Source organism: Aquimarina agarilytica ZC1 (assembly GCF_000255455.1).
Classification (GTDB): domain Bacteria; phylum Bacteroidota; class Bacteroidia; order Flavobacteriales; family Flavobacteriaceae; genus Aquimarina; species Aquimarina agarilytica.
In genome coordinates this window covers 34,699-53,838 of sequence record NZ_JH621263.1, presented here as the reverse complement: position 1 = coordinate 53,838, position 19,140 = coordinate 34,699, and the positions used below count along the sequence as shown (strand labels likewise).

The 19,140-nt window shown below is 32.5% G+C and carries 20 protein-coding genes; 5 read left to right on the top strand and 15 right to left on the bottom strand.

Annotated features, from left to right (window positions below):
• Position 1: 1 nt before the first annotated feature.
• From KQA_RS0211115 to KQA_RS0211075, 9 genes are all read right to left on the bottom strand, one after another.
• Positions 2-859 carry a hypothetical protein gene (locus KQA_RS0211115; RefSeq protein WP_010181117.1) on the bottom strand — a complete coding sequence of 286 codons (858 nt, stop codon included), beginning with the start codon at positions 857-859 and terminating at the stop codon, positions 2-4.
• A 25-nt stretch (positions 860-884) separates the two neighbouring features.
• Positions 885-2,156 carry an ammonium transporter gene (locus KQA_RS0211110; RefSeq protein ID WP_010181115.1) on the bottom strand — a complete coding sequence of 424 codons (1,272 nt, stop codon included), beginning with the start codon at positions 2,154-2,156 and terminating at the stop codon, positions 885-887.
• Positions 2,157-2,569: 413 nt separating this feature from the next.
• Complete coding sequence (locus KQA_RS0211105; RefSeq protein ID WP_010181113.1) at positions 2,570-3,199, bottom strand: rhodanese-like domain-containing protein; 630 nt, start codon at positions 3,197-3,199, stop codon at positions 2,570-2,572.
• 6 nt (positions 3,200-3,205) lie between these two features.
• Complete coding sequence (locus KQA_RS0211100; RefSeq protein WP_010181111.1) at positions 3,206-4,363, bottom strand: lycopene cyclase family protein; 1,158 nt, start codon at positions 4,361-4,363, stop codon at positions 3,206-3,208.
• Positions 4,364-4,373: 10 nt separating this feature from the next.
• Positions 4,374-4,823: a sterol desaturase family protein gene (locus tag KQA_RS0211095; protein ID WP_010181109.1), complete on the bottom strand. Its 450-nt coding sequence runs from the start codon at positions 4,821-4,823 to the stop codon at positions 4,374-4,376.
• Between the two features lie 6 nt (positions 4,824-4,829).
• Complete coding sequence (locus KQA_RS0211090; protein ID WP_010181106.1) at positions 4,830-5,669, bottom strand: phytoene/squalene synthase family protein; 840 nt, start codon at positions 5,667-5,669, stop codon at positions 4,830-4,832.
• A 2-nt stretch (positions 5,670-5,671) separates the two neighbouring features.
• Positions 5,672-7,138 carry a phytoene desaturase family protein gene (locus KQA_RS0211085; protein ID WP_010181104.1) on the bottom strand — a complete coding sequence of 489 codons (1,467 nt, stop codon included), beginning with the start codon at positions 7,136-7,138 and terminating at the stop codon, positions 5,672-5,674.
• Between the two features lie 3 nt (positions 7,139-7,141).
• The gene (locus KQA_RS0211080; protein ID WP_232285888.1) at positions 7,142-8,041 is read right to left on the bottom strand and encodes a MerR family transcriptional regulator; all 900 of its coding nucleotides are present in this window, start codon (positions 8,039-8,041) and stop codon (positions 7,142-7,144) included.
• Between the two features lie 262 nt (positions 8,042-8,303).
• A complete protein-coding gene (locus KQA_RS0211075) occupies positions 8,304-9,074 on the bottom strand; it encodes a M90 family metallopeptidase (protein ID WP_010181100.1) in 771 nt (256 codons plus the stop codon).
• A gap of 137 nt (positions 9,075-9,211) precedes the next feature.
• Here KQA_RS0211075 and rlmN point away from each other — a divergent pair, with 137 nt between their 5' ends.
• Genes rlmN through KQA_RS0211060 form a run of 3 tightly spaced genes read left to right on the top strand, consistent with a single transcriptional unit; the run spans position 9,212 to position 10,986 of the window.
• Entirely contained in the window at positions 9,212-10,264 is a 1,053-nt protein-coding gene (gene rlmN / locus KQA_RS0211070) for a 23S rRNA (adenine(2503)-C(2))-methyltransferase RlmN (RefSeq protein ID WP_010181098.1), read from the top strand.
• A 3-nt stretch (positions 10,265-10,267) separates the two neighbouring features.
• Positions 10,268-10,768, top strand: a complete 501-nt coding sequence (locus tag KQA_RS0211065; protein WP_010181096.1) for a TlpA family protein disulfide reductase — start codon at positions 10,268-10,270, stop codon at positions 10,766-10,768.
• On the top strand, positions 10,768-10,986 hold the full coding sequence (locus KQA_RS0211060; protein WP_010181094.1) for a VF530 family protein: 219 nt from the start codon (positions 10,768-10,770) through the stop codon (positions 10,984-10,986). Before KQA_RS0211065 ends, KQA_RS0211060 begins: the two co-directional genes overlap by 1 nt.
• Positions 10,987-11,185: 199 nt before the next feature.
• On the opposite strand, the gene KQA_RS0211055 is transcribed toward KQA_RS0211060, so the two are convergent.
• From KQA_RS0211055 to rpmH, 6 genes are all read right to left on the bottom strand, one after another.
• Positions 11,186-12,406, bottom strand: a complete 1,221-nt coding sequence (locus tag KQA_RS0211055) for a bifunctional alpha/beta hydrolase/OsmC family protein (RefSeq protein WP_010181092.1) — start codon at positions 12,404-12,406, stop codon at positions 11,186-11,188.
• A gap of 112 nt (positions 12,407-12,518) precedes the next feature.
• On the bottom strand, positions 12,519-12,968 hold the full coding sequence (locus KQA_RS0211050; RefSeq protein ID WP_010181091.1) for a lipocalin-like domain-containing protein: 450 nt from the start codon (positions 12,966-12,968) through the stop codon (positions 12,519-12,521).
• Positions 12,969-13,113: 145 nt separating this feature from the next.
• Positions 13,114-13,569, bottom strand: a complete 456-nt coding sequence (locus tag KQA_RS0211045) for a GNAT family N-acetyltransferase (RefSeq protein WP_010181089.1) — start codon at positions 13,567-13,569, stop codon at positions 13,114-13,116.
• A 113-nt stretch (positions 13,570-13,682) separates the two neighbouring features.
• Positions 13,683-14,105, bottom strand: a complete 423-nt coding sequence (locus KQA_RS0211040) for a hypothetical protein (protein WP_010181086.1) — start codon at positions 14,103-14,105, stop codon at positions 13,683-13,685.
• Positions 14,106-14,278: 173 nt separating this feature from the next.
• Complete coding sequence (gene carB, locus KQA_RS0211035) at positions 14,279-17,131, bottom strand: carbamoyl-phosphate synthase large subunit (RefSeq protein ID WP_010181084.1); 2,853 nt, start codon at positions 17,129-17,131, stop codon at positions 14,279-14,281.
• 101 nt (positions 17,132-17,232) lie between these two features.
• Complete coding sequence (rpmH, locus tag KQA_RS0211030) at positions 17,233-17,394, bottom strand: 50S ribosomal protein L34 (protein WP_010181082.1); 162 nt, start codon at positions 17,392-17,394, stop codon at positions 17,233-17,235.
• Between the two features lie 169 nt (positions 17,395-17,563).
• Here rpmH and KQA_RS0211025 point away from each other — a divergent pair, with 169 nt between their 5' ends.
• On the top strand, positions 17,564-18,079 hold the full coding sequence (locus tag KQA_RS0211025; protein WP_010181080.1) for a hypothetical protein: 516 nt from the start codon (positions 17,564-17,566) through the stop codon (positions 18,077-18,079).
• 241 nt (positions 18,080-18,320) lie between these two features.
• Entirely contained in the window at positions 18,321-19,133 is an 813-nt protein-coding gene (locus KQA_RS0211020; RefSeq protein WP_232285887.1) for a TlpA family protein disulfide reductase, read from the top strand.
• Positions 19,134-19,140: the final 7 nt, after the last annotated feature.

Sequence of the window (19,140 nt, the reverse complement as noted above, 5' to 3'; positions counted from 1 at the left end):
TTTACTCAGCATTAGCATTAGTATAACTACTTTTCAATTCCTTAAAATTAGTACCTCCCATAAAGGAATAAGCGTCTAAAACATTACGTATAGCCTTTTTTTGTTCATCTGTAATAGTTCTTTTTTTATAATCAGTTTTACCAACATATAAAGCTACTACATCATCTCCATTTGCTATGGCTTGTATTGTTTTTAATTTGTCGGGAGTATCTACAGGAGTATCTAGTTCTTCATGTTTGTATTTCTTTTTTCCTTTTGTTTCTGTTTTTGAAATAGTTCCGGATAAGGTGTGATCTAACTGGTCAACAGTAATCATATAATTTTCAATATTTAACCATTGAGTATCTATATATCTAATTTTAAAGTGTAATTCTAATATACCAGCTCTATCCTTGGTGTAATAAGCATAAAAACATTCTTTTGTATCAAATTCAGGGCTACTTTTGTCAACATAGTGGGTAGTAGTCCCTTTTTTAAATTGACGCATGTTCTTAATGGCATTAGGCATTCGCTTTTTTCTTTCCACTTCAGCTATAGCAGCTTCTTTTTCCTGCATTTCGGCAAGTTTTGAATCAAACTTATTTTTTAAACTATTCAATCCCATGGAATCAATAAGCTCTGGATGATTTTCAATTAAAGCTGTTAACTTTTCCTTTCCAACTTTATATTGTTCTAAATCGTAATGAGCTGTTATGTGTTTAAATAAAGATTCGGGTTTAATATTACTGTAATCATTAGTCGTTGCCTCAATTTTTCTTACTGAGTTTTCCTTGATTGAAGGTTTGGAGTTTGAATTACAGCCTATAAATGAGAATGTACTCAGTACAATACAGATTTGGTATGTTATGAAATTTTTCATGGTTGCGTAGAATTATGGGGTTGGGTTATTTATCAGCGATTTCCATAGTAACAGTGTCACTAATGAATTCATTAGGGTTTTCTTCTTCCGATTGAATGGTGTTATCAAAAAAGATATTGTGTTCAGAATTGTCTAAACCAGCAATTTCATGTGCCAATGGAACTCTAATACCAACAGTGTATTTTAAAATAGAAATAGCAATAAAAGCAACAACAACGGCCCAAATAGCTACAGATGAAACTCCAATTGCTTGTATTTTTAATTGTTCAAAACCGCCTCCATATAGGATCCCGTTTTCAGTAGAAAAAATACCAACTAATAGTGTACCCAGTACTCCTCCAATTCCATGAACAGAAAAAGAAGCTACCGCGTCATCCACTTTTAATACTTTTTCTACAAATTCGGCACCGAGAGATACAGCAATACCACAAATACATCCAGTTACCATAGCTCCAACAGGTCCCATAATAGCACAACCAGCAGTAATACCTACTAATCCAGCAAGTGTCCCATTTAGAGTCATTGAAATATCAGCTTTTTTATATTTAATCCAGGTTACGAATAAAGCTGCTAATCCACCAGCAGCTGCGGCTAAATTGGTGTTTAATATAATTAGGGGAACCATGCTGGTACTTTCTCCAGTTATGGCTAAAGTAGAACCAGCATTGAAACCAAACCAACCCATCCATAAAATGAAAACACCAAGAACAGCAAATAAATTATTGTGTCCTTTGATATGATTAACACTCCCATCCGCATTGTATTTACCATTACGAGCCCCTACGAGTAAGGCATATATTAATGCCGAAAAACCACCCATAACATGTACAGCAGTAGAGCCTGCAAAATCAATAAAGCCCATTTGGGTTAACCAACCATCCGTTTGCCAAATCCAATGACCAGCTATTGGGTATATAAATGTGGTAAAAGCAAAGGTGAAAATCACATAAGTACTAAATTTTGCACGTTCTGCAATAGCACCAGAAATAATGGTAGCTGCTGTAGCACAAAATACAGTTTGGTAAAATAAATTATGCATATCCGAAGGTTCAATATAGAATAGGCTAGGGGTTCCTATAAATCCACTAATTGAATTTCCATACATTAACGAGTAACCGATTGCCCAAAATGCTATAGCTCCTATGAATAGGTCAACTATATTTTTCATTGCTATATTGGCGGTGTTTTTTGCTCGGGTAAAACCAGCTTCTAAAAGAGTGAAGCCAGCTTGCATAAAAAAAACTAAAATTCCAGCTACAATTACCCAAAGTAAGTCGAGCGTATTTGACAAATCCATATATGTTAAAATTATTATTGTTAGTGCCCCCAAGTTACAAAATTAAATAGCTGAAAATCAATATGTTGATGTTGTTTTGAGTTTTTGTAAAATTATAAATCAACTAAATTTTGTTGAATACGTTGATTTTAAAGAGAAGGAAAAGGATTACTTATTTTTAAATTTTAACATTTTTAAATGCGTTTTTTAAGGCTGAACGACTTAAAAAATGCGATTTTTACTACTAAAAATTAGTGTATAAACCTAATTCGAAGGTAATTTTTAGGTTTGTTTATCGTTTTTTTGCTCTTTTTGTGGGTTAAAAAACAATATGATGGTATTTCTTATTCTGTAAAGGGAATAATTTTAATATCTAAAAATAAGATAGCATCACTATTAATCGAAGAGGATAATAATTAAAGAGTCGAGGGGTATTAGATTATTTCGATGTTTGTTTTACGAATAGCTCCCATGCCCCCGGCAATATCAATAACATTATGAATATTATTTCTTTTTAGTATAGAAATAGCGATAATACTTCGGTATCCACCTCCACAATGGATATAAGCAGTTTCGTTTTTTAAATTAAAATTAGTCAAGTTTTGATTTAAAGAAGTTAAAGGGGAAAAAATTACATTTTTAATATGGCCATCATTATACTCATTAATTTTTCGAATATCAAAAACAGTAATTTGTTTTGCATTCATTATGTTTTCTAAGGATGTGGCAGGTATAGATTCAATAGTTGTAGTTTTAAAGTTTTCATTTTTCCATGTTTGAAATCCATCTTTTAAATAACCAATAATATTGGTGTAACCGATGTTTGTAAGTTTCTCAATAGTTTCATTTTCCCTGCCTAAAGGTGTTATTAGTAATATAGCGTCTTTGGTGTTAATAAATGCTTGTACCCAAGGTTCAAATAAACCATCTAAACCAATAAATATAGAATTGGGAATATGAGCTGAAACAAAGTCCACTTGATGACGAACATCTAGCACTATAGTATTTAGTTGTTTAGTTTTAGTTTGAAAATCTAGAGCATTTAAAGGGGACGGATTTTTCATAGAATATTAACTTAATAATGCTTTAATAAAAGGTAAATACGGAAGTTTTAAAATCAGCTTAACTTCTTCCATTAGTGAGGTTTCTTCATCTAAAAATTTAAAAAAAGTAGTAGGGGGTGTATTTTTGTACATTTTAAAGAAAATTTCGGGACCTTTTTGATTTTGCTTTTCAAGTACCTTTAATAATAACTTATCATAAAACTTAAAGCGTGGTGCGGCTTGGTAACCAACTACATTTTGATTATTTATAAGTTGATCAATAATAGAGGAGACGAATTTTTCGGATCGTTTAAAAGAATAGCCTGTGGAGGCTTTAACCCAACCACCTGCGGTACCAATTTTAGTAATTCGTAAAGTTTGTCGTTTTTCAAAAGGATAATCGGTCATGGGTATTACACCAGTTTCCGTATTTTTTATAATGTATTCAGTTCCTTTTAACTGCGTTTTAAGGTATTTTTTTAATTGAGATTCAAATTCAGTTTTACTCAATGTAAATGGAGCAAAAAAAGTATATTCAACCAAAGCATTGGTATTGTTTTCTGGAAGTATATACATAAAACTGGTACTATCTTTCCAAGTGAAGCGATAGTCCATCATAGTGAAATTGTTGGGGTCAAAAAAAGCTGTTTTGGTTTCAATTTCAAAACCACTAAAACTTTGATCAATATAAGTAAAGGATTCTTTTCTTTTTTTAAAGCATTCAGGTAATCTACTATCAAAAAGATGATCGCAAACAAATATGTTGTTTGGTGTTTTAATGGTTACTTTATCTAATTTTTCAGTAACAACATTAACTTCTTCTGTAAAGAAAGTAAACTGAGGCTTATCTTTAAGTTTTTTTATACAGTAATTATAAAAATCAATTGATTTAATTTTTTTGTAGCTGTACGGAGCTAAATCGATACTTAATTTTTTATTGGTATTACTGTAGAAAAAGGCTTGATGCCAACTTTTCGAAACCAATTCATCCCATTTGCCTGCTCCTTTTTCCCAGAAACAAAAGGTTTTATCATTAGTGGTTTTTTTAGATCGATCTAAAATAGCAATACGTTTATTACTTAGTTTTTTGTTACTGCTCATAGCCAAAGCTAATTGTAAACCAGCAACACCACTCCCTATTATAATATAATCAAAATTTAAAGGTGGCTCATTTTTTTTATTCACAAATCAAATATTAATGTTTAAAATATTTAAAAGGGACAAACAGCATACCAAAGCATTCACCTTTGTCTTTCCCTAAGTGTTTGTGGTGTACTTTGTGAGCCCTGCGTACACCTTTAGCATACCAATTATTCGCGTTTCTAAATATTTTGAAACGTTGATGAATAAATATATCGTGCACTAAAAAGTAGGTAATTCCATAAGCTAAAATGCCTAAGCCAATAGGTAATCCATACCATGCAATATCGTATTTCCACAAAAGAAAACAACCAATACTTACCAGTGCGTAAAAAACAAAAAATAGATCGTTGCGTTCCCACCAACTTTTATGCTTTTTATGATGATGATCGGCATGTAATGACCATAAAAATCCATGCATTACATACTTATGAGTAAACCAAGCCATGCCTTCCATAGCAAGGAATGTACCGATGAATATAACGATCCAAAAAGTAATTTTCATATATGCTTATATTAAATTTAATCGATAATTTACATAGCCTTGAGCTAAAAGGCTGAATTTCTGATAGTCAGGTACTCTAATTCTAGACTCTTTTAGTTTTTCTGAAGGTGTTTTTTTAAGTTTATTTAATAGTTTTTGGTAATATAAAAACGCGGTATATACTCCAAATCGTGCCTCAATGGGTAATTTACTAATGCCTTTTTTTGCTTCTTTAAAATCAAGTTCAATTTCGGTTATAATTTGTTGCTTACTTTCTTCGTTTAAATTTTTTAAATCGGCATTAGGAAAATAGGTGCGATCTAAACCTTCAAAATCGGCTTTTAAATCACGTAAAAAATTCACTTTTTGAAAAGCAGAACCCAATCGCATAGCGCTATCCTTTAATTTGTCATATTGTTGTTTGTTCCCCTTCACAAAAACACACAAACACATTAGACCAACAACATCAGCAGATCCATAAATGTATTCTTTATATTCATCGTCGGTTAAGTATACTTTTTTGGATAAATCTAAGCGCATACTTTTCATAAAGGCTTCATATAATTCTGGTTCAATGGTATATTTGTGCACCGTTTCCTGAAAGCTATTTAAAATAGGGTTTAAGCTAATTTTATTTTCAATAGCAGCATACATCTGGCGCTCAAAATCATCAAATAATGTGGCTTTTGGGTACTCATGAAAACTATCAACAATTTCATCAGCAAAACGGACAAAACCATATATATTGTATATATCTTGACGGATATTAGGGGCTAGCATTTTTGTAGCCGATGAAAAAGAGGTAGAGTAGGACTGTGTTACAGTTTTACTACACTTGTACGAAACGGAATCAAATAAAGACTTCATAATTACTGGTTGTGTTTATTTAGTACTAAACCTGCAGCAAGTTTTCCTGAAATTAGGGCTGGAGGTACTCCTGGTCCAGGAACAGTTAACTGTCCTGTGAAAAATAGATTTTCTACTTTTTTACTCTTTAGATTGGGGCGTAAGAAAGCTGTTTGTAGTAATGTGTTAGCCATTCCGTAAGCATTTCCTTTATAGGAATTATACCTGCTTACAAAGTCGTTTACACAAAAGCTCTTCTTAAAGATAATATTATTTTTAACGTTTTGTTTAGTAACACGTTCAAAGCGAGTTATTATTTTGTTAAAATAAGTGTCTCTTAAGGCTTGGGTATCAGTAAGTCCTGGGGCTATTGGTACTAGGAAAAAACCGTTTTCCATGCCTTCGGGAGCCATTTTAGGATCTGTAATAGAAGTAAAGTTGGCATAAAATAAAGGTTCGGTTGGCCATTGGGGATCATCGTATATTTCTTGTGCGTGTTTTTCAAAATCAGTATCAAAAAATAAATTGTGATGATTCACATTTTTTAATTTCTTGTCAAAACCAACATAGAATAATAAACTAGAGGGAGCAAAAGTTTTTTTATCCCAATAGTGTTCGGAATATTGTTTTTGATGTGCTCCTAATAAGGTTTCGGTATGGTGGTAATCTGCACCACTTAACACGGTATCAAAAAAGAGTTCATTTTCATTTATAGTGATACCAGTTGCCTTATTATTTTTTGTATTTATTTTGGAAACAGGGCTATTTAAATGAATAGTAACACTAAGGCTTTTGGCTAATTTTTCCATGCCCAAAATGACTTGATGCATTCCGCCTTTTGGTTGCCAAGTACCAAGTCCAAAATCGGCATAATTCATAAAATTATAAAAGGCTGGTGTTTTGTTTGGTTTAGCACCTAAAAATAATACGGGAAATTCGAGTATAGATACAAGTTTGGGGTTGGTTACTTTTTTGCGGACTTCTCGCGATACGTTACTAAAAAATTGACCAAGTTTTGTGACTGTTTTGGGCGTGATAAGTTCCAAAGGAGATACTCCTGGTCGGTATACTAAATCCTTTACAGCAACATCATAATTACTTTTGGAATCTGCCATAAATTCCTTTAAGGCTTTGGAACTTCCTTGTTCCTCGGTTTCAAAAGTATTAAAAATAGCCTCTAAATTATCTGGTATATCAATGGATGTGCCATCTGAAAAAAAGACCGAATACGCAGGGTTTAATTTCTCTAGCTCGTAAAAATCGGAAACCGAATGTCCAAAATCATTAAAAAAGCGTTCAAAAACGTCGGGCATCCAGTACCATGAAGGACCCATGTCAAAAGTAAATCCATCGGATTTAAATTGACTGGCACGTCCACCGATACTCTCGTTTTTTTCAAAAACACTTATCTCATAACCTTCTTTGGCTAAATAACATGCAGCGGCTAAAGAGGAAAAGCCAGAACCAATGATAGCAATTTTTTTTTTCATGTATTAGCCTAGTATTTTTTCAAAGTCGGTAAACGATTGTATTATTTTTATTTGCGCAGATATAGGTACGGGAACTTCTTTTAGTTGACGACCCATAACCCATAATTCATGTTCGTTAGGTACACATATTTCGTTTTTAAAGTTTGCTATATATTCATTTACTTCGTCAATATGTGGTTGTAATGTGAAATAGGATACAAATACTAAATTGTTTTGTAATTCGGATAAGTCTTTTAAGTAATCAGTGGACACATTTGGCCCTAAAAAGATTGTTTTGTATCCTTTTTCTAGTATAAGTGTATTTATGAATAACAAACTTAAATCATTGGTTTCTCCACTTGGTAAGTAGAGTACAAATGTTTGTTCGTGATTGGTTACTTGTTGTTGTAATGAGTCAATTTTGGCCCATAATTTTTGCTTTATAAGACTGGTAATAAAATGTTCGTGAGAACTATTTATGGTATTTGTCTGCCATAGCATACCCACTTCGCCTAAGAAAGGGATGAATATGTCATAAAAAATTTGAGAAAAACTAAAGCGCTCACTTAACTCATTAAAAGTGTCAGTAAAAATAGTTGTGTTGTAGTTCAACATAGCTAATTTTAGCGAATTCATTGAGCGGTCAACTGTGGTTTTGTCCGAAACAATACTTGTTACGTATTCTAAAATTTCTTCGGGTTCAAGTTTTGATATACGCGATATTTTGTAGCCACAACTAACTAAAAAAGTAACATTTAATAGTTTTTGGAGGTTTTCCATATTGTACGAACGTATATTCGTGTCCGTTCTTTCGGGTGTTAAAAGATGGTATCTTTTTTCCCATATACGAATGGTATGCGCTTTTATCCCACATATATTCTCCAGATCCTTAATACTAAAAGCTTGATTTGTTTTGTTCATCATTATTTCATTTACATTAAACAAATCTAACAATTTGTACGAGTTAAGCCTACTTTTACGAAAAAAAAATACTTTAATTGTGATAGATTTAACAGTAGTTATTTAACAACTGTTAAATTTTTAAATAAAAGTGTAATTATCAGAAAGGTTTGAAATTTATATAGTACTCAATTGAATACTATATATTTAGGCTTTAATATTTGATTTGTAACTGGAGAGTTTTACAGGAAGCTTATCTCATTATTAATAGTAATTTATTACAGATTTACTTTTTTTCTGGAGAAAAACAAGAAGCTAACATTTGGTATAAATCGGGGTGTTTTCTTTTAAGTAAATCGGGTCGTTCAAAAAAATATTCCGAGGCCACTGCAAAAAATTCTGTTTTACTGGTGCCTCCATAATTTCTAATATCGGATGCATCATTGTTAATGGCTTCCATTTTAGTGTGCATTAAATTAAGCCAAGGTATGGTGTTTTCTTGTGTTAATAAGCGTTCGGGGATACCATCGGTGGCTCCATCTAATTTGTCTAATAAGTGTACAAATTCATGAACAGCGGTATTTCCTTTATCCGTTTTGTTCGAAAAACCATGATATAAGGCTTTTTTGGATAAAATCATTTGATTCTCAAAACGCCCAGTGCCTATTAAACCCGCAATATTTTTACCTTCTGCGGAAGCATTAAAATCTAAATCCTCATTAAAATAATCTGGATATAAAAGTACGGTGTTTAAGTTGGGGTACTTCCAGTGATCAAACCTAAAAATAGGAATTACTGCGCTTGCGGCTATTAAAATAGGATCGTTTTCTTCTAATTCAAGTTGTACACCTTCTATGTTTATATAACTTAAAAAGTCTGCCATTTTTTGTTGGAAAAGCAATTGCTCATTGGAGGAAAGCTTAGTGTAAAAATGAACTTTTTGAAGTAATATTTGATGCCAATTTTTTGGGGGAGTTATAGGCTTTTTATTCTTTTTTTTATGAAAAACAGCAATTAATAATACAGCAATGATAAGTAATGTAATGATGTAGCTCATTTAAAAATTTATGTTATTAATGAATAAGAGCAGGAACTTTTATGTCCAAAAATCGATTGGGTTAATTTACACAAAAAAACAAGGCCTTTGTTTATAATAAATTGGCGAACTTTGTGGCTTGATGAAATGTACAGTTCATGGTAGAAAATAAGTCAGGTAAAAAGAAGGATATACGAGCATTAACTAAAGAGCAATTACGTGATTTTTTTGTAGTTCAAGGGGATAAGGCCTTTAGAGGTAATCAGGTATATGAGTGGTTATGGGGTAAAGGAGCACATAGTTTTGAAGGAATGACTAACCTATCTAAAACTACAAGGACACTTTTGGAAACTCATTTTGTAATTAATCATATTCGTGTGGATCAAATGCAGCGAAGTAGTGATGGGACTATTAAAAATGCAGTTCGTTTACATGATGGCTTAGTAGTAGAATCGGTGTTGATACCCACGGCTACAAGGACTACGGCTTGTGTATCATCGCAGGTAGGCTGTAGTTTGGACTGTAAGTTTTGTGCTACCGCGCGACTGAAACGAATGAGGAATTTAAATCCTGATGAAATTTATGATCAGGTAGTAGCTATTGATAATGAGAGTCGTTTGTATCACAATCACCCCCTTTCGAATATTGTGTTTATGGGAATGGGAGAGCCTTTAATGAATTATAATAATGTGATTAAGGCAATTGATAAAATTACCTCCACCGAAGGTTTAGGTATGTCACCAAAACGAATTACTGTCTCCACCTCGGGAGTACCAAAGATTATAAAAAAAATGGCTGATGATGGGGTGAGGTTTCAATTAGCTGTATCCTTGCATTCGGCAATTGATGAGGTGCGGACACAGATTATGCCATTTAATGAGCATTTTCCATTAACCGATTTGCGTGAAGCTTTGGAATATTGGTATGAGAAAACTCAAAGTCGTATTACTTATGAATATGTAGTTTGGAAAGGGATAAATGATAAGAAAAAGGATATTGATGCCTTGGTTAGGTTTTGTATGTATGTACCTTGTAAGGTGAACTTGATTGAATATAATCCTATTGATGATGGCGAATTTCAACAAGCATCCAATGAAGCTGTGGATAATTATATTAAAGCTTTAGAAAAAAGAAAGATAGTAGTTAATGTACGTAGGAGTAGGGGGAAGGATATAGATGCAGCTTGCGGCCAGTTAGCAAATAAATCATAAAAGATGTTTAAGAAACTATTTAATTATGCAACTTGGGGTATTATTATAGTATTGGGAGGTGCTTTTCTAATTACTAAATTTAATGCCTATACCAGAGGAGAAAAAGCTCCCGATTTTGAAACGGAGTTAATTGATGGTAGGCCTTTTAAATTATCGGATTTAAAAGGGAAATATGTCTTGCTCGATTTTTGGGCATCATGGTGTCCGCCCTGTAGAGTGCAAAATCCTAAATTAGTTCATTTTTATAATAAACATAAAAATGAATTAGAGGTGGTTAGTGTGGCTTTGGAACGAACGGATAATGCCTGGGAAAAAGCGAGTAAGGAGGATGGTTTAAATTGGGAACATCAAATTGTTGATAAAAGCAGAATTGTTGTACTATCGAGTATTGCACGGAAGTATGGTGTGACCGAAATACCTTCAAAGTTTTTAATTTCTCCCCAAGGGAAATTGTTAGGAAAACTAACATTTAATGAAATAGAAACGATACTTAATACGAAGTAATGGAGCAAAAAAATAATCCATTGCATGGTATTAAGTTACAACAAATTATTACCGAGTTGGAAGCGCATTATGGGTGGGAATATCTTGGGAATACGATACCTATACGTTGTTTTACGCATGATCCATCCCTAAAATCGAGTCTTAAATTTTTACGTCGCACTCCTTGGGCACGTACCAAAGTAGAAAATTTATATGTGCATATGTTGCGAAAGCGATGAGTTTTATTTTGTTAGCTGTTGATTATTGTGATGATTTGTTTTAAGGTTATTTTGGCTTCTTTCATTACAGGAAGGAATGGCCAAATATGTGGCATATTAGTTCCTTTTATTTGATCGGGGTATATGATGTCATTTTCTGCTATAAATAATGTTGTTTTGGGAAAGTTTTTAAGAACTACCCTATATTGGTGAAATCATTTTAGGAGTTGAGGAGTTCTGTGATTACTTGTGACTTGTTGTATAATGTTTTGTGTACAGGGCATTTATCGGCTATTTTTAAAATACGATTTAATTGATCACTATTTAAAGTAGGAGCAGTGAGTTTAATTTTCCTGATAAAAGTATCAATTTTTGCAGTATCCTGCTCGCAATTTTCACAATCTGAGTTGTATTGTTTACTGTGACTAGTGTGTACCTCGACATTATCAACTTGCCATCCTTTTCGTTTAGCATACATTTGAATTGTCATAGCTGTACAAGCAGATAAACCAGCAGAAATAAATTCATAAGGATTAGGGCCAAAATCATTACCTCCTACTTTTTTGGGTTCATCGGCATAAAAGTGATGATTTCCTATTTTCATTTGTGTGGTAAATCCATCAACAGCATTTAAACTAGCAGCAACTTCGTCAGTAGTTTTTAACGTTTTCTTTTCGGGGAATTTAATATAACGTTTGGACCAGCCGGCAATCACTTCACCAACATAAATGGAATCTTCTTTACGCATAAGTAAATGATCTGCTCCGTCAAGACTTATAAAACTTTTAGGATGCTTAGCAGCTTTATAAATTTCTTCAGCATTTTGAATACCTACTGTAGTATCTTGTGGAGAGTGCAATACCAAAAGAGCTTTTTCAAAATTATGTACAAGTTTGGGTAATGATTGTTCTTCTAAATCATCAATGAATTGTTTTTTTATGGTAAACCGCCTGCCTCCTAAATTGACATTTGCTAGGCCCGTTTCTATAATTTCACCGATCTTATTATGTAATAAATGAGTAACATGTTTTGGGTTGGAAGGAGCTCCGATAGTGGCCACTGCTTTTATCGAACTTATATTGGAGGCTGCAAAAATTGCTGCCGCTCCGCCTAATGAATGACCTATTAGTAAAACAGGTGATTGATGATGTGTTTTTAAATAATTAGATGCAGCAACAAGGTCTTCTACATTACCTGAAAAATTAGTATCCTCAAAATCTCCTTCGCTTTCGCCTAGTCCTGTGAAATCAAATCGTAACACACCAAAGCCTTGTATGGCTAGGGCTCGACTAATATTTCGAATAGCACTCAAGTTTTTATTACATGTAAAACAATGTGCAAATAGTACAAAATTATGGGGCTGTTGATTAAATGGTAATTCTAATCGGCCAGATAATTGTTGACCTGTAGTATTTTTAAATGTAACCTTTTGAGTATTCACCGTGGTTTGCCTTTTTAAATGTTCATTGGTTATGTCGTTTTATTTTAAGTAGTATAACAACTGTTTTTTACTTAAAATTAATAAGGGCAAATTAAGCTTGTTTCAAAGTGATTTATTCTATTTTTTGATATTTATTTAGTTGTTCTGATTTTTCTTCACCATCCTGTATAGTGAATTTTTGAACGTGTACAGTATTGTTTTTAGAAAAGCTTATAGGGCTTATATAATTAACATCACCATCGTCTAAAATTATTTGATATTCTAAATCGGATATTTTTTTCCAACTTCCAGAATTGTCTACGATTTTATCACATCCATTGTTAGAGTTGGGTTCAAAATAGGTGTCAATAATTTTACCATCATTTAGGTATTCTATAGTGTTTTGTAGTTCACATTCGGCTATTTTTTGTTTTATGCCATTTTCATTTAACTCTATGGTTTTCCATTTTCCAATGATTGGATCTATATTATTACTGTTGTTATTAGTGTCATCGTTATTGCAACCAGCAAAGGCTAATGATACTATGAATAGGTAGGTTAAGATTAGTTTAATTTTTTTCATAATTGGTATTTGTTAGTAAATAGACTTTTTTTAAAGCTTGCGTTAAAAATTTAAAAGAATAGTTAGGTGGTGATTATTTATCAGTAGGTTTAAGTATAAATGATTGGTATTTAAATATGATTTTACTGTAGTAATAGTAGATATTTTAGTTTAGTTTTTTTTGAAAACAAATGCTTTTTTTGGCATTAACATATTCACCATAATTTGGGAATTTTGAATACTTGTTTTTTGTATAAAATGCAATTGCATAAGGTTTTGTTTTTAGCGTTTCAAGTATGCATTTGCTAAAGTTTAATTCAATAGCCCATTTTTCCAATTCATTTAATATCATTGTAGCAATTCCATTTCCTCGAAATGTTGGGTCAACATACATCCTTTTAATTTCTGCTATATCTTCAGAAATTTTTTTAATTCCTCCGCACCCAATGGGTTTCCTTTTTTCATTATAAGCAACTATAGCATATTTTATTTTTTCAAGGTTATTTAATTCTTCATAAAAAGATTGTTCACCTTTATAGTAATATCTTAGACTCGTGTCTAGTTCTTGTGCTAATTTTTTGAAATCAGAATTATCAGAATTTATTCTTTTCAATGTTATCATTTACTCTTTTTAAATTGATCACTATACTAAATTTACAATATTAAAATAAGTACTAGATGTTAAGGTTGATTTTAACGTATTTTAAAAGAGCTTTTTAGGATTGAAATATGTTTTTAATATTCATACAAGATTATTTTGTTTGAATTTGCAATATTTAGTTTGACTTGATTTCCTTTAACTTGTAAGTTTGAAATATCAAAAGTTAGTTTTTTAGTGATAAGCGCTTCACATAATTCATCATTCTTTAAGGATAACTTTAAAGATCGCTGAGGAGGGATAGATTTTGTGGTGATTCCTTTGTCAATTAGTTTTACTACCCAAGTATCTCCGCTACAGCCTCCTGAGCTAAAGTTAATTTTTAGACAGTCATTGTTTATTTCTAAGTTATGAATCTCTAGTTCATCAGAAGGTGAGTTTTTAAATTGTTCAGAACTTATAAGGGTATTAAAATCACAGTTATTTTGATTTTTATCATCATCGTTTGAGCAGCTAAAAATTGCTATTCCCATAAGTATTAACATCAGTGTTTTTTTCATTTTGTAATAGTTTTGTTTTAATATGAGATGAGAGTTTTGCGAGATGGTTGCTTAGAAATTAGTTGTTTATATGTATTTGTATACAAAAAGTTAATTTGTATGTCGAATAAAAACAAAAAAAGACCGCTTATTAAAAATAAACGGCCTTTTGGATATGTTATAAAAAGTAAGTTTTACTTACTCAAATACATTTTTCTACGAGAGTATAATTCGTAAAAAGCATCATCTTTTAAATCATCGATAAACAAGATGCTTTCTCCTGTACTTTTCATTTCTGGTCCTAGTTTTTTGTTTACGTTAGGGAACTTATTAAATGAGAAAACAGGTTGTTTAATTGCATAACCTTTTAACTGAGGGTTAAAATCAAAGTCAGTAACTTTATTGTGACCCAACATTACTTTAGTTGCATAGTTTACATAAGGTTCTCCGTATGCTTTTGCAATAAAAGGAACGGTACGTGATGCACGAGGGTTTGCTTCAATGATGTACACTTTGTCATCCTTAATAGCAAATTGGATATTAATTAAACCTACTGTTTTTAAGGCTAAAGCAATAGTTTTAGTGTAATCCTTAATTTGTTGCATTACAAACTCACCCAAGTTGAATGGAGGTAAGGTTGAGTTAGAATCTCCAGAGTGAACTCCACAAGGTTCTATATGCTCCATAATACCGATGATGTATACATTTTCGCCATCGCAAATCGCATCTGCTTCAGCTTCAATAGCACCATCCAAATAATGGTCTAGTAACAGTTTGTTGTTAGGTATTTTAACTAAAAGGTCGATCACATGTTGTTCTAGTTCCTTTTTGTTAATTACAATTTTCATTCCCTGACCTCCTAATACATACGATGGACGTACTAGTATTGGGAAATCTAACTCATCGGCTATAGCTAAAGCTTCATCAGCATTTTCGGCTACTCCAAACTCTGGGTAAGGAATATTGTTTTCTTTTAATAAGGTAGAAAAACTTCCACGGTCTTCAGCTAAATCTAAAGCATCAAAACTAGTACCTAGTACTTTGATTCCGTAACGCTCTAGTTTTTCGGCTAATTTAAGTGCGGTTTGACCACCTAATTGTACAATAACGCCTTCTGGTTTTTCATGACGAATAATGTCATAAATATGTTCCCAGAAAACAGGCTCAAAGTATAATTTGTCAGCAATATCAAAATCGGTAGATACCGTTTCTGGGTTACAGTTGATCATAATGGTTTCGTAGCCACATTCTGAAGCAGCAAGTACCCCGTGTACACAACAGTAATCAAATTCAATACCCTGTCCAATACGGTTAGGTCCCGAACCAAGTACAATTACTTTCTTTTTGTCGGTAACTATACTTTCGTTTTGTACGCTAACGGTACCATCTGGTTTTTCAATTTCACTTTCAAAAGTAGAGTAGTAGTAAGGTGTTTGTGCTTTAAATTCGGCAGCACATGTATCTACTAATTTATAAACTCTATTGATGTTTAATTTTTCGCGTTTTTTGTATACTTCACTTTCGTAACACTTAAGCATGTGGGCTATTTGTCTATCTGCAAAACCTTTTTGTTTTGCTTCTAACAATAAATCCTTTGGAAGTGTTTCAATAGTATTGGTGCTAATCTCTTTTTCTAAGGTGTATAACTCTTCGTATTGTTTAAGGAACCACATGTCAATTTTAGTGATTTCAAAAATTCTACTCAAAGGAATTCCAGCTTGGATAGCATCGTAAATTACAAATACACGATCCCAACTTGCATGGGTTAATTTTTCAACAATGGTATCGTAATCTTTATGGCTTTTTCCGTCTGCACCTAAACCATTACGTTTAATTTCTAACGACTGTGTAGCTTTATGTAATGCCTCTTGGAATGAACGTCCAATCCCCATTACCTCGCCAACAGCTTTCATTTGTAATCCAAGAGTTCTGTCCGAACCTTCGAATTTATCAAAGTTCCAACGTGGTATTTTAACAATTACATAATCCAACGTAGGCTCAAATAAAGCAGATGTTGATCCTGTAATTTGGTTACTCAATTCATCAAGTGTATATCCGATAGCTAATTTTGTAGCTACTTTTGCAATTGGATATCCAGTAGCTTTACTTGCTAAAGCAGATGAACGAGATACACGTGGGTTGATTTCAATAGCAATAATTTCTTCAGCTTCATCTGGGCTTACAGCAAACTGCACGTTACATCCTCCTTCAAAATCACCAATACTACGCATCATATGAATAGCCATATCACGCATACGTTGGAATGTTTTGTCCGAAAGTGTCATGGCAGGAGCTACAGTAATCGAATCACCTGTATGGATTCCCATAGGGTCCATGTTTTCGATAGTACAAATAATAACAACGTTATCATTTTTATCACGTAGTAACTCTAATTCGTATTCTTTCCAACCAAGTAAGGCTTTGTCAATCATTACTTCGTGAATAGGAGAGGACTCCAAGCCACGAGTTAATAATTCATCAAAATCTTTTTCTTCATGAACAATTGCGGCACCAGCACCTCCTAATGTAAAAGAAGAACGAATACACAAAGGAAAACCAAATTCCTGAGCAATTTCTTTTGCTTTTAAAAATGAATTAGCGGTAGCCTGTGGAGCCATTCCAACGCCAATTTTACCCATTAATTCTCTAAATAACTCCCTGTCCTCGGTAATGTTAATGGCATCAATATCAACACCGATTAATGCTACATTAAAGTCATCCCAAATACCTTTTTCTTGAGCTTCAATACAAAGGTTTAATGCTGTTTGACCTCCCATTGTAGGTAATACGGCATCAATTTCTGGATGATTCTTTAAAATTTCAATAATTGACTTTGTATTTAATGGCTTTAAATACACGTGATCCGCCATGGACGGATCGGTCATAATAGTCGCAGGATTGGAATTAATAAGGACGGTTTTTATTCCATCTTCTCTTAACGATCTTAGGGACTGTGATCCAGAGTAATCAAACTCACACGCTTGACCAATAACTATAGGACCTGAACCTATTAAAAGTACACATTTAAGATTGTTATTCTTTGGCATTTGGAAATTGTATTGAAATTAAAAATTGTATGCTATAAGATATAAAAAAAGGCGTTACTCTTAAAAAAAGTAACACCCTGTATTTGAAACACTAATCATAATTAGTGTTTATGTCTAATTTCTGAAGAAACAGAAATTTTCTTTCTGCCCTTAGCTCTTCTTCTTGCAAGGACTTTTCTACCATTAACAGAAGCCATACGCTCTCTGAATCCGTGCTTATTTTTTCTTTTTCTCTTAGATGGTTGAAATGTTCTCTTACTCATTTTGGTATCTTTAAAAAATCTTAAGTATCTATATCATTATTTCAAGATGATATAGCTCATCTTAAAACTGCGTGCAAATATACAAAGAGTTTTTTGTTCTGCAACACTCTAGGGAAAAATATTTTCAATTGTTTTTAGTACCTTTGCGCATTAAAAATAAATAAAATAAATGTTCAATAAAAATATTAAGTTAGTTTTAGCTGTTCTAGCTGTTTTTGCAGCAGTTTGGCAATTTGTAGACAATTATATAGGTAACGGAATTTTACTGTTGTTTTTAGCAGGAATGTTTGTGTTTCTTTATTTTAAAAATGAAATCATATTGTTATCTTTTTTAAAATTAAGAAAACAAGATTTGGTAGGTACGGAAAAATTACTTGACAAAATTCAAAGTCCAGAAACGGCTTTGACAAAAAAACAACAAGGATATTACAGTTATTTACGTGGTATTATTGTTTCTCAAACTAACTTAACAAAAGCGGAGCGTTTTTTTAAAAATGCGATTAAATTAGGTTTGTCCATGGATCAAGATTTAGCGGTAGCTAAATTAAATTTAGCAGGTATTGCAATGCAAAAGAGGCGTAAGCGCGAAGCGCAAACTTTGCTTAGCGAAGCGAAAAAATTAGACAAGCACGGAATGCTTAAGGAGCAAATGGATATGATGAAACAGCAGTTAAAACGTATTTAATCCTTTAAAAAGAATCTTTTATCGAGGTTAAGTGGGGATTTTTTTTAAATTTGTTATTAGTTAATGGCGCTTGATTTGTAACATTTTATAGTGTTAGACTGTTATTTAATTAGAGTTTACTAAGTTTTTGTATACTAAATGTTACTAAAAATAGGTTATTGTTTATAATATCTTATTTTTATCTGGCTTATGTATTAGAATTTTAAATACATGATACAGGTTAATGCCCCGAAACCTAATTATGAAAATAAAGTATTTACTTATCGGTTTTCTATTGTCATTTATGTGCATACAAGCACAAGATGATGATAGAGCTAATGATTATGATCCTGTAGATAGGTATGATAAAGATTTAGCAGATAAAAAGGAGACTTCACTTATTGGTTCACTGGCAGACTATAACTTTTTTTCCGATGCTATCGATCGAAATATTAATTTATTTAAAGTGAATAGCCAAGTCGCTTATGAACGTAAGGATTTGGAAAGGGCTCGATTTTTATATGATTCCTTGGTTCAGAACTGTTTAAAAGGGACTCAATTTGATAATTTTATTGTAAATAAAGCCAAATCGGGAGATCCTATTTATTTTGAATCTTTTCAAAAACCCATTTATTTAAAAACAATTGCAACTTGGTGTGAACCTAATGAGTCCGAAGCAGCTGCATTTAATGATATTGCTAATGAGTTTGGGGATTTAATAGATTTTGTAGTGTTGTATTGGGAGCCAAGAGAAAAGGTAGCGAGTAAAGTACAATATTATGATTCCAATGTTTCGGTAGTTTATGTTGATGAACAAGATAATTTTAGTTCGGATATTGTGCGTAGAGTGAAACATTCTTTAGGACTTCCATCAGTTTTTTTGATGGATCGAAAAAGAACTATTCTTAATGTTAAAAAGGGGATTGCTCCAGAATTTTCAGCTCATAAATATGAAGATAGAGTGCGTTTTGGAGAGTTTAATCCTAAAGATTCTAAGGATCATTTTGTGAAATCATATACAGAGTACTTCGAAGATATGGTTGAAGATATCAGTTCTATGATATCTAAAATGTAGCGATCAT

What these genes read in the sequence shown, in the direction of transcription:
- KQA_RS0211115 (WP_010181117.1), bottom strand. Translation starts at nt 859, where the DNA reads ATGAAAAATTTCATAACATACCAAATCTGTATTGTACTGAGTACATTC.
- KQA_RS0211110 (WP_010181115.1), bottom strand. Translation starts at nt 2,156, where the DNA reads ATGGATTTGTCAAATACGCTCGACTTACTTTGGGTAATTGTAGCTGGA.
- KQA_RS0211105 (WP_010181113.1), bottom strand. Translation starts at nt 3,199, where the DNA reads ATGAAAAATCCGTCCCCTTTAAATGCTCTAGATTTTCAAACTAAAACT.
- KQA_RS0211095 (WP_010181109.1), bottom strand. Translation starts at nt 4,823, where the DNA reads ATGAAAATTACTTTTTGGATCGTTATATTCATCGGTACATTCCTTGCT.
- KQA_RS0211090 (WP_010181106.1), bottom strand. Translation starts at nt 5,669, where the DNA reads ATGAAGTCTTTATTTGATTCCGTTTCGTACAAGTGTAGTAAAACTGTA.
- KQA_RS0211085 (WP_010181104.1), bottom strand. Translation starts at nt 7,138, where the DNA reads ATGAAAAAAAAAATTGCTATCATTGGTTCTGGCTTTTCCTCTTTAGCC.
- KQA_RS0211080 (WP_232285888.1), bottom strand. Translation starts at nt 8,041, where the DNA reads ATGATGAACAAAACAAATCAAGCTTTTAGTATTAAGGATCTGGAGAAT.
- KQA_RS0211075 (WP_010181100.1), bottom strand. Translation starts at nt 9,074, where the DNA reads ATGAGCTACATCATTACATTACTTATCATTGCTGTATTATTAATTGCT.
- rlmN (WP_010181098.1), top strand. Translation starts at nt 9,212, where the DNA reads ATGGTAGAAAATAAGTCAGGTAAAAAGAAGGATATACGAGCATTAACT.
- KQA_RS0211065 (WP_010181096.1), top strand. Translation starts at nt 10,268, where the DNA reads ATGTTTAAGAAACTATTTAATTATGCAACTTGGGGTATTATTATAGTA.
- KQA_RS0211060 (WP_010181094.1), top strand. Translation starts at nt 10,768, where the DNA reads ATGGAGCAAAAAAATAATCCATTGCATGGTATTAAGTTACAACAAATT.
- KQA_RS0211050 (WP_010181091.1), bottom strand. Translation starts at nt 12,968, where the DNA reads ATGAAAAAAATTAAACTAATCTTAACCTACCTATTCATAGTATCATTA.
- KQA_RS0211045 (WP_010181089.1), bottom strand. Translation starts at nt 13,569, where the DNA reads ATGATAACATTGAAAAGAATAAATTCTGATAATTCTGATTTCAAAAAA.
- KQA_RS0211040 (WP_010181086.1), bottom strand. Translation starts at nt 14,105, where the DNA reads ATGAAAAAAACACTGATGTTAATACTTATGGGAATAGCAATTTTTAGC.
- carB (WP_010181084.1), bottom strand. Translation starts at nt 17,131, where the DNA reads ATGCCAAAGAATAACAATCTTAAATGTGTACTTTTAATAGGTTCAGGT.
- rpmH (WP_010181082.1), bottom strand. Translation starts at nt 17,394, where the DNA reads ATGAGTAAGAGAACATTTCAACCATCTAAGAGAAAAAGAAAAAATAAG.
- KQA_RS0211025 (WP_010181080.1), top strand. Translation starts at nt 17,564, where the DNA reads ATGTTCAATAAAAATATTAAGTTAGTTTTAGCTGTTCTAGCTGTTTTT.
- KQA_RS0211020 (WP_232285887.1), top strand. Translation starts at nt 18,321, where the DNA reads ATGAAAATAAAGTATTTACTTATCGGTTTTCTATTGTCATTTATGTGC.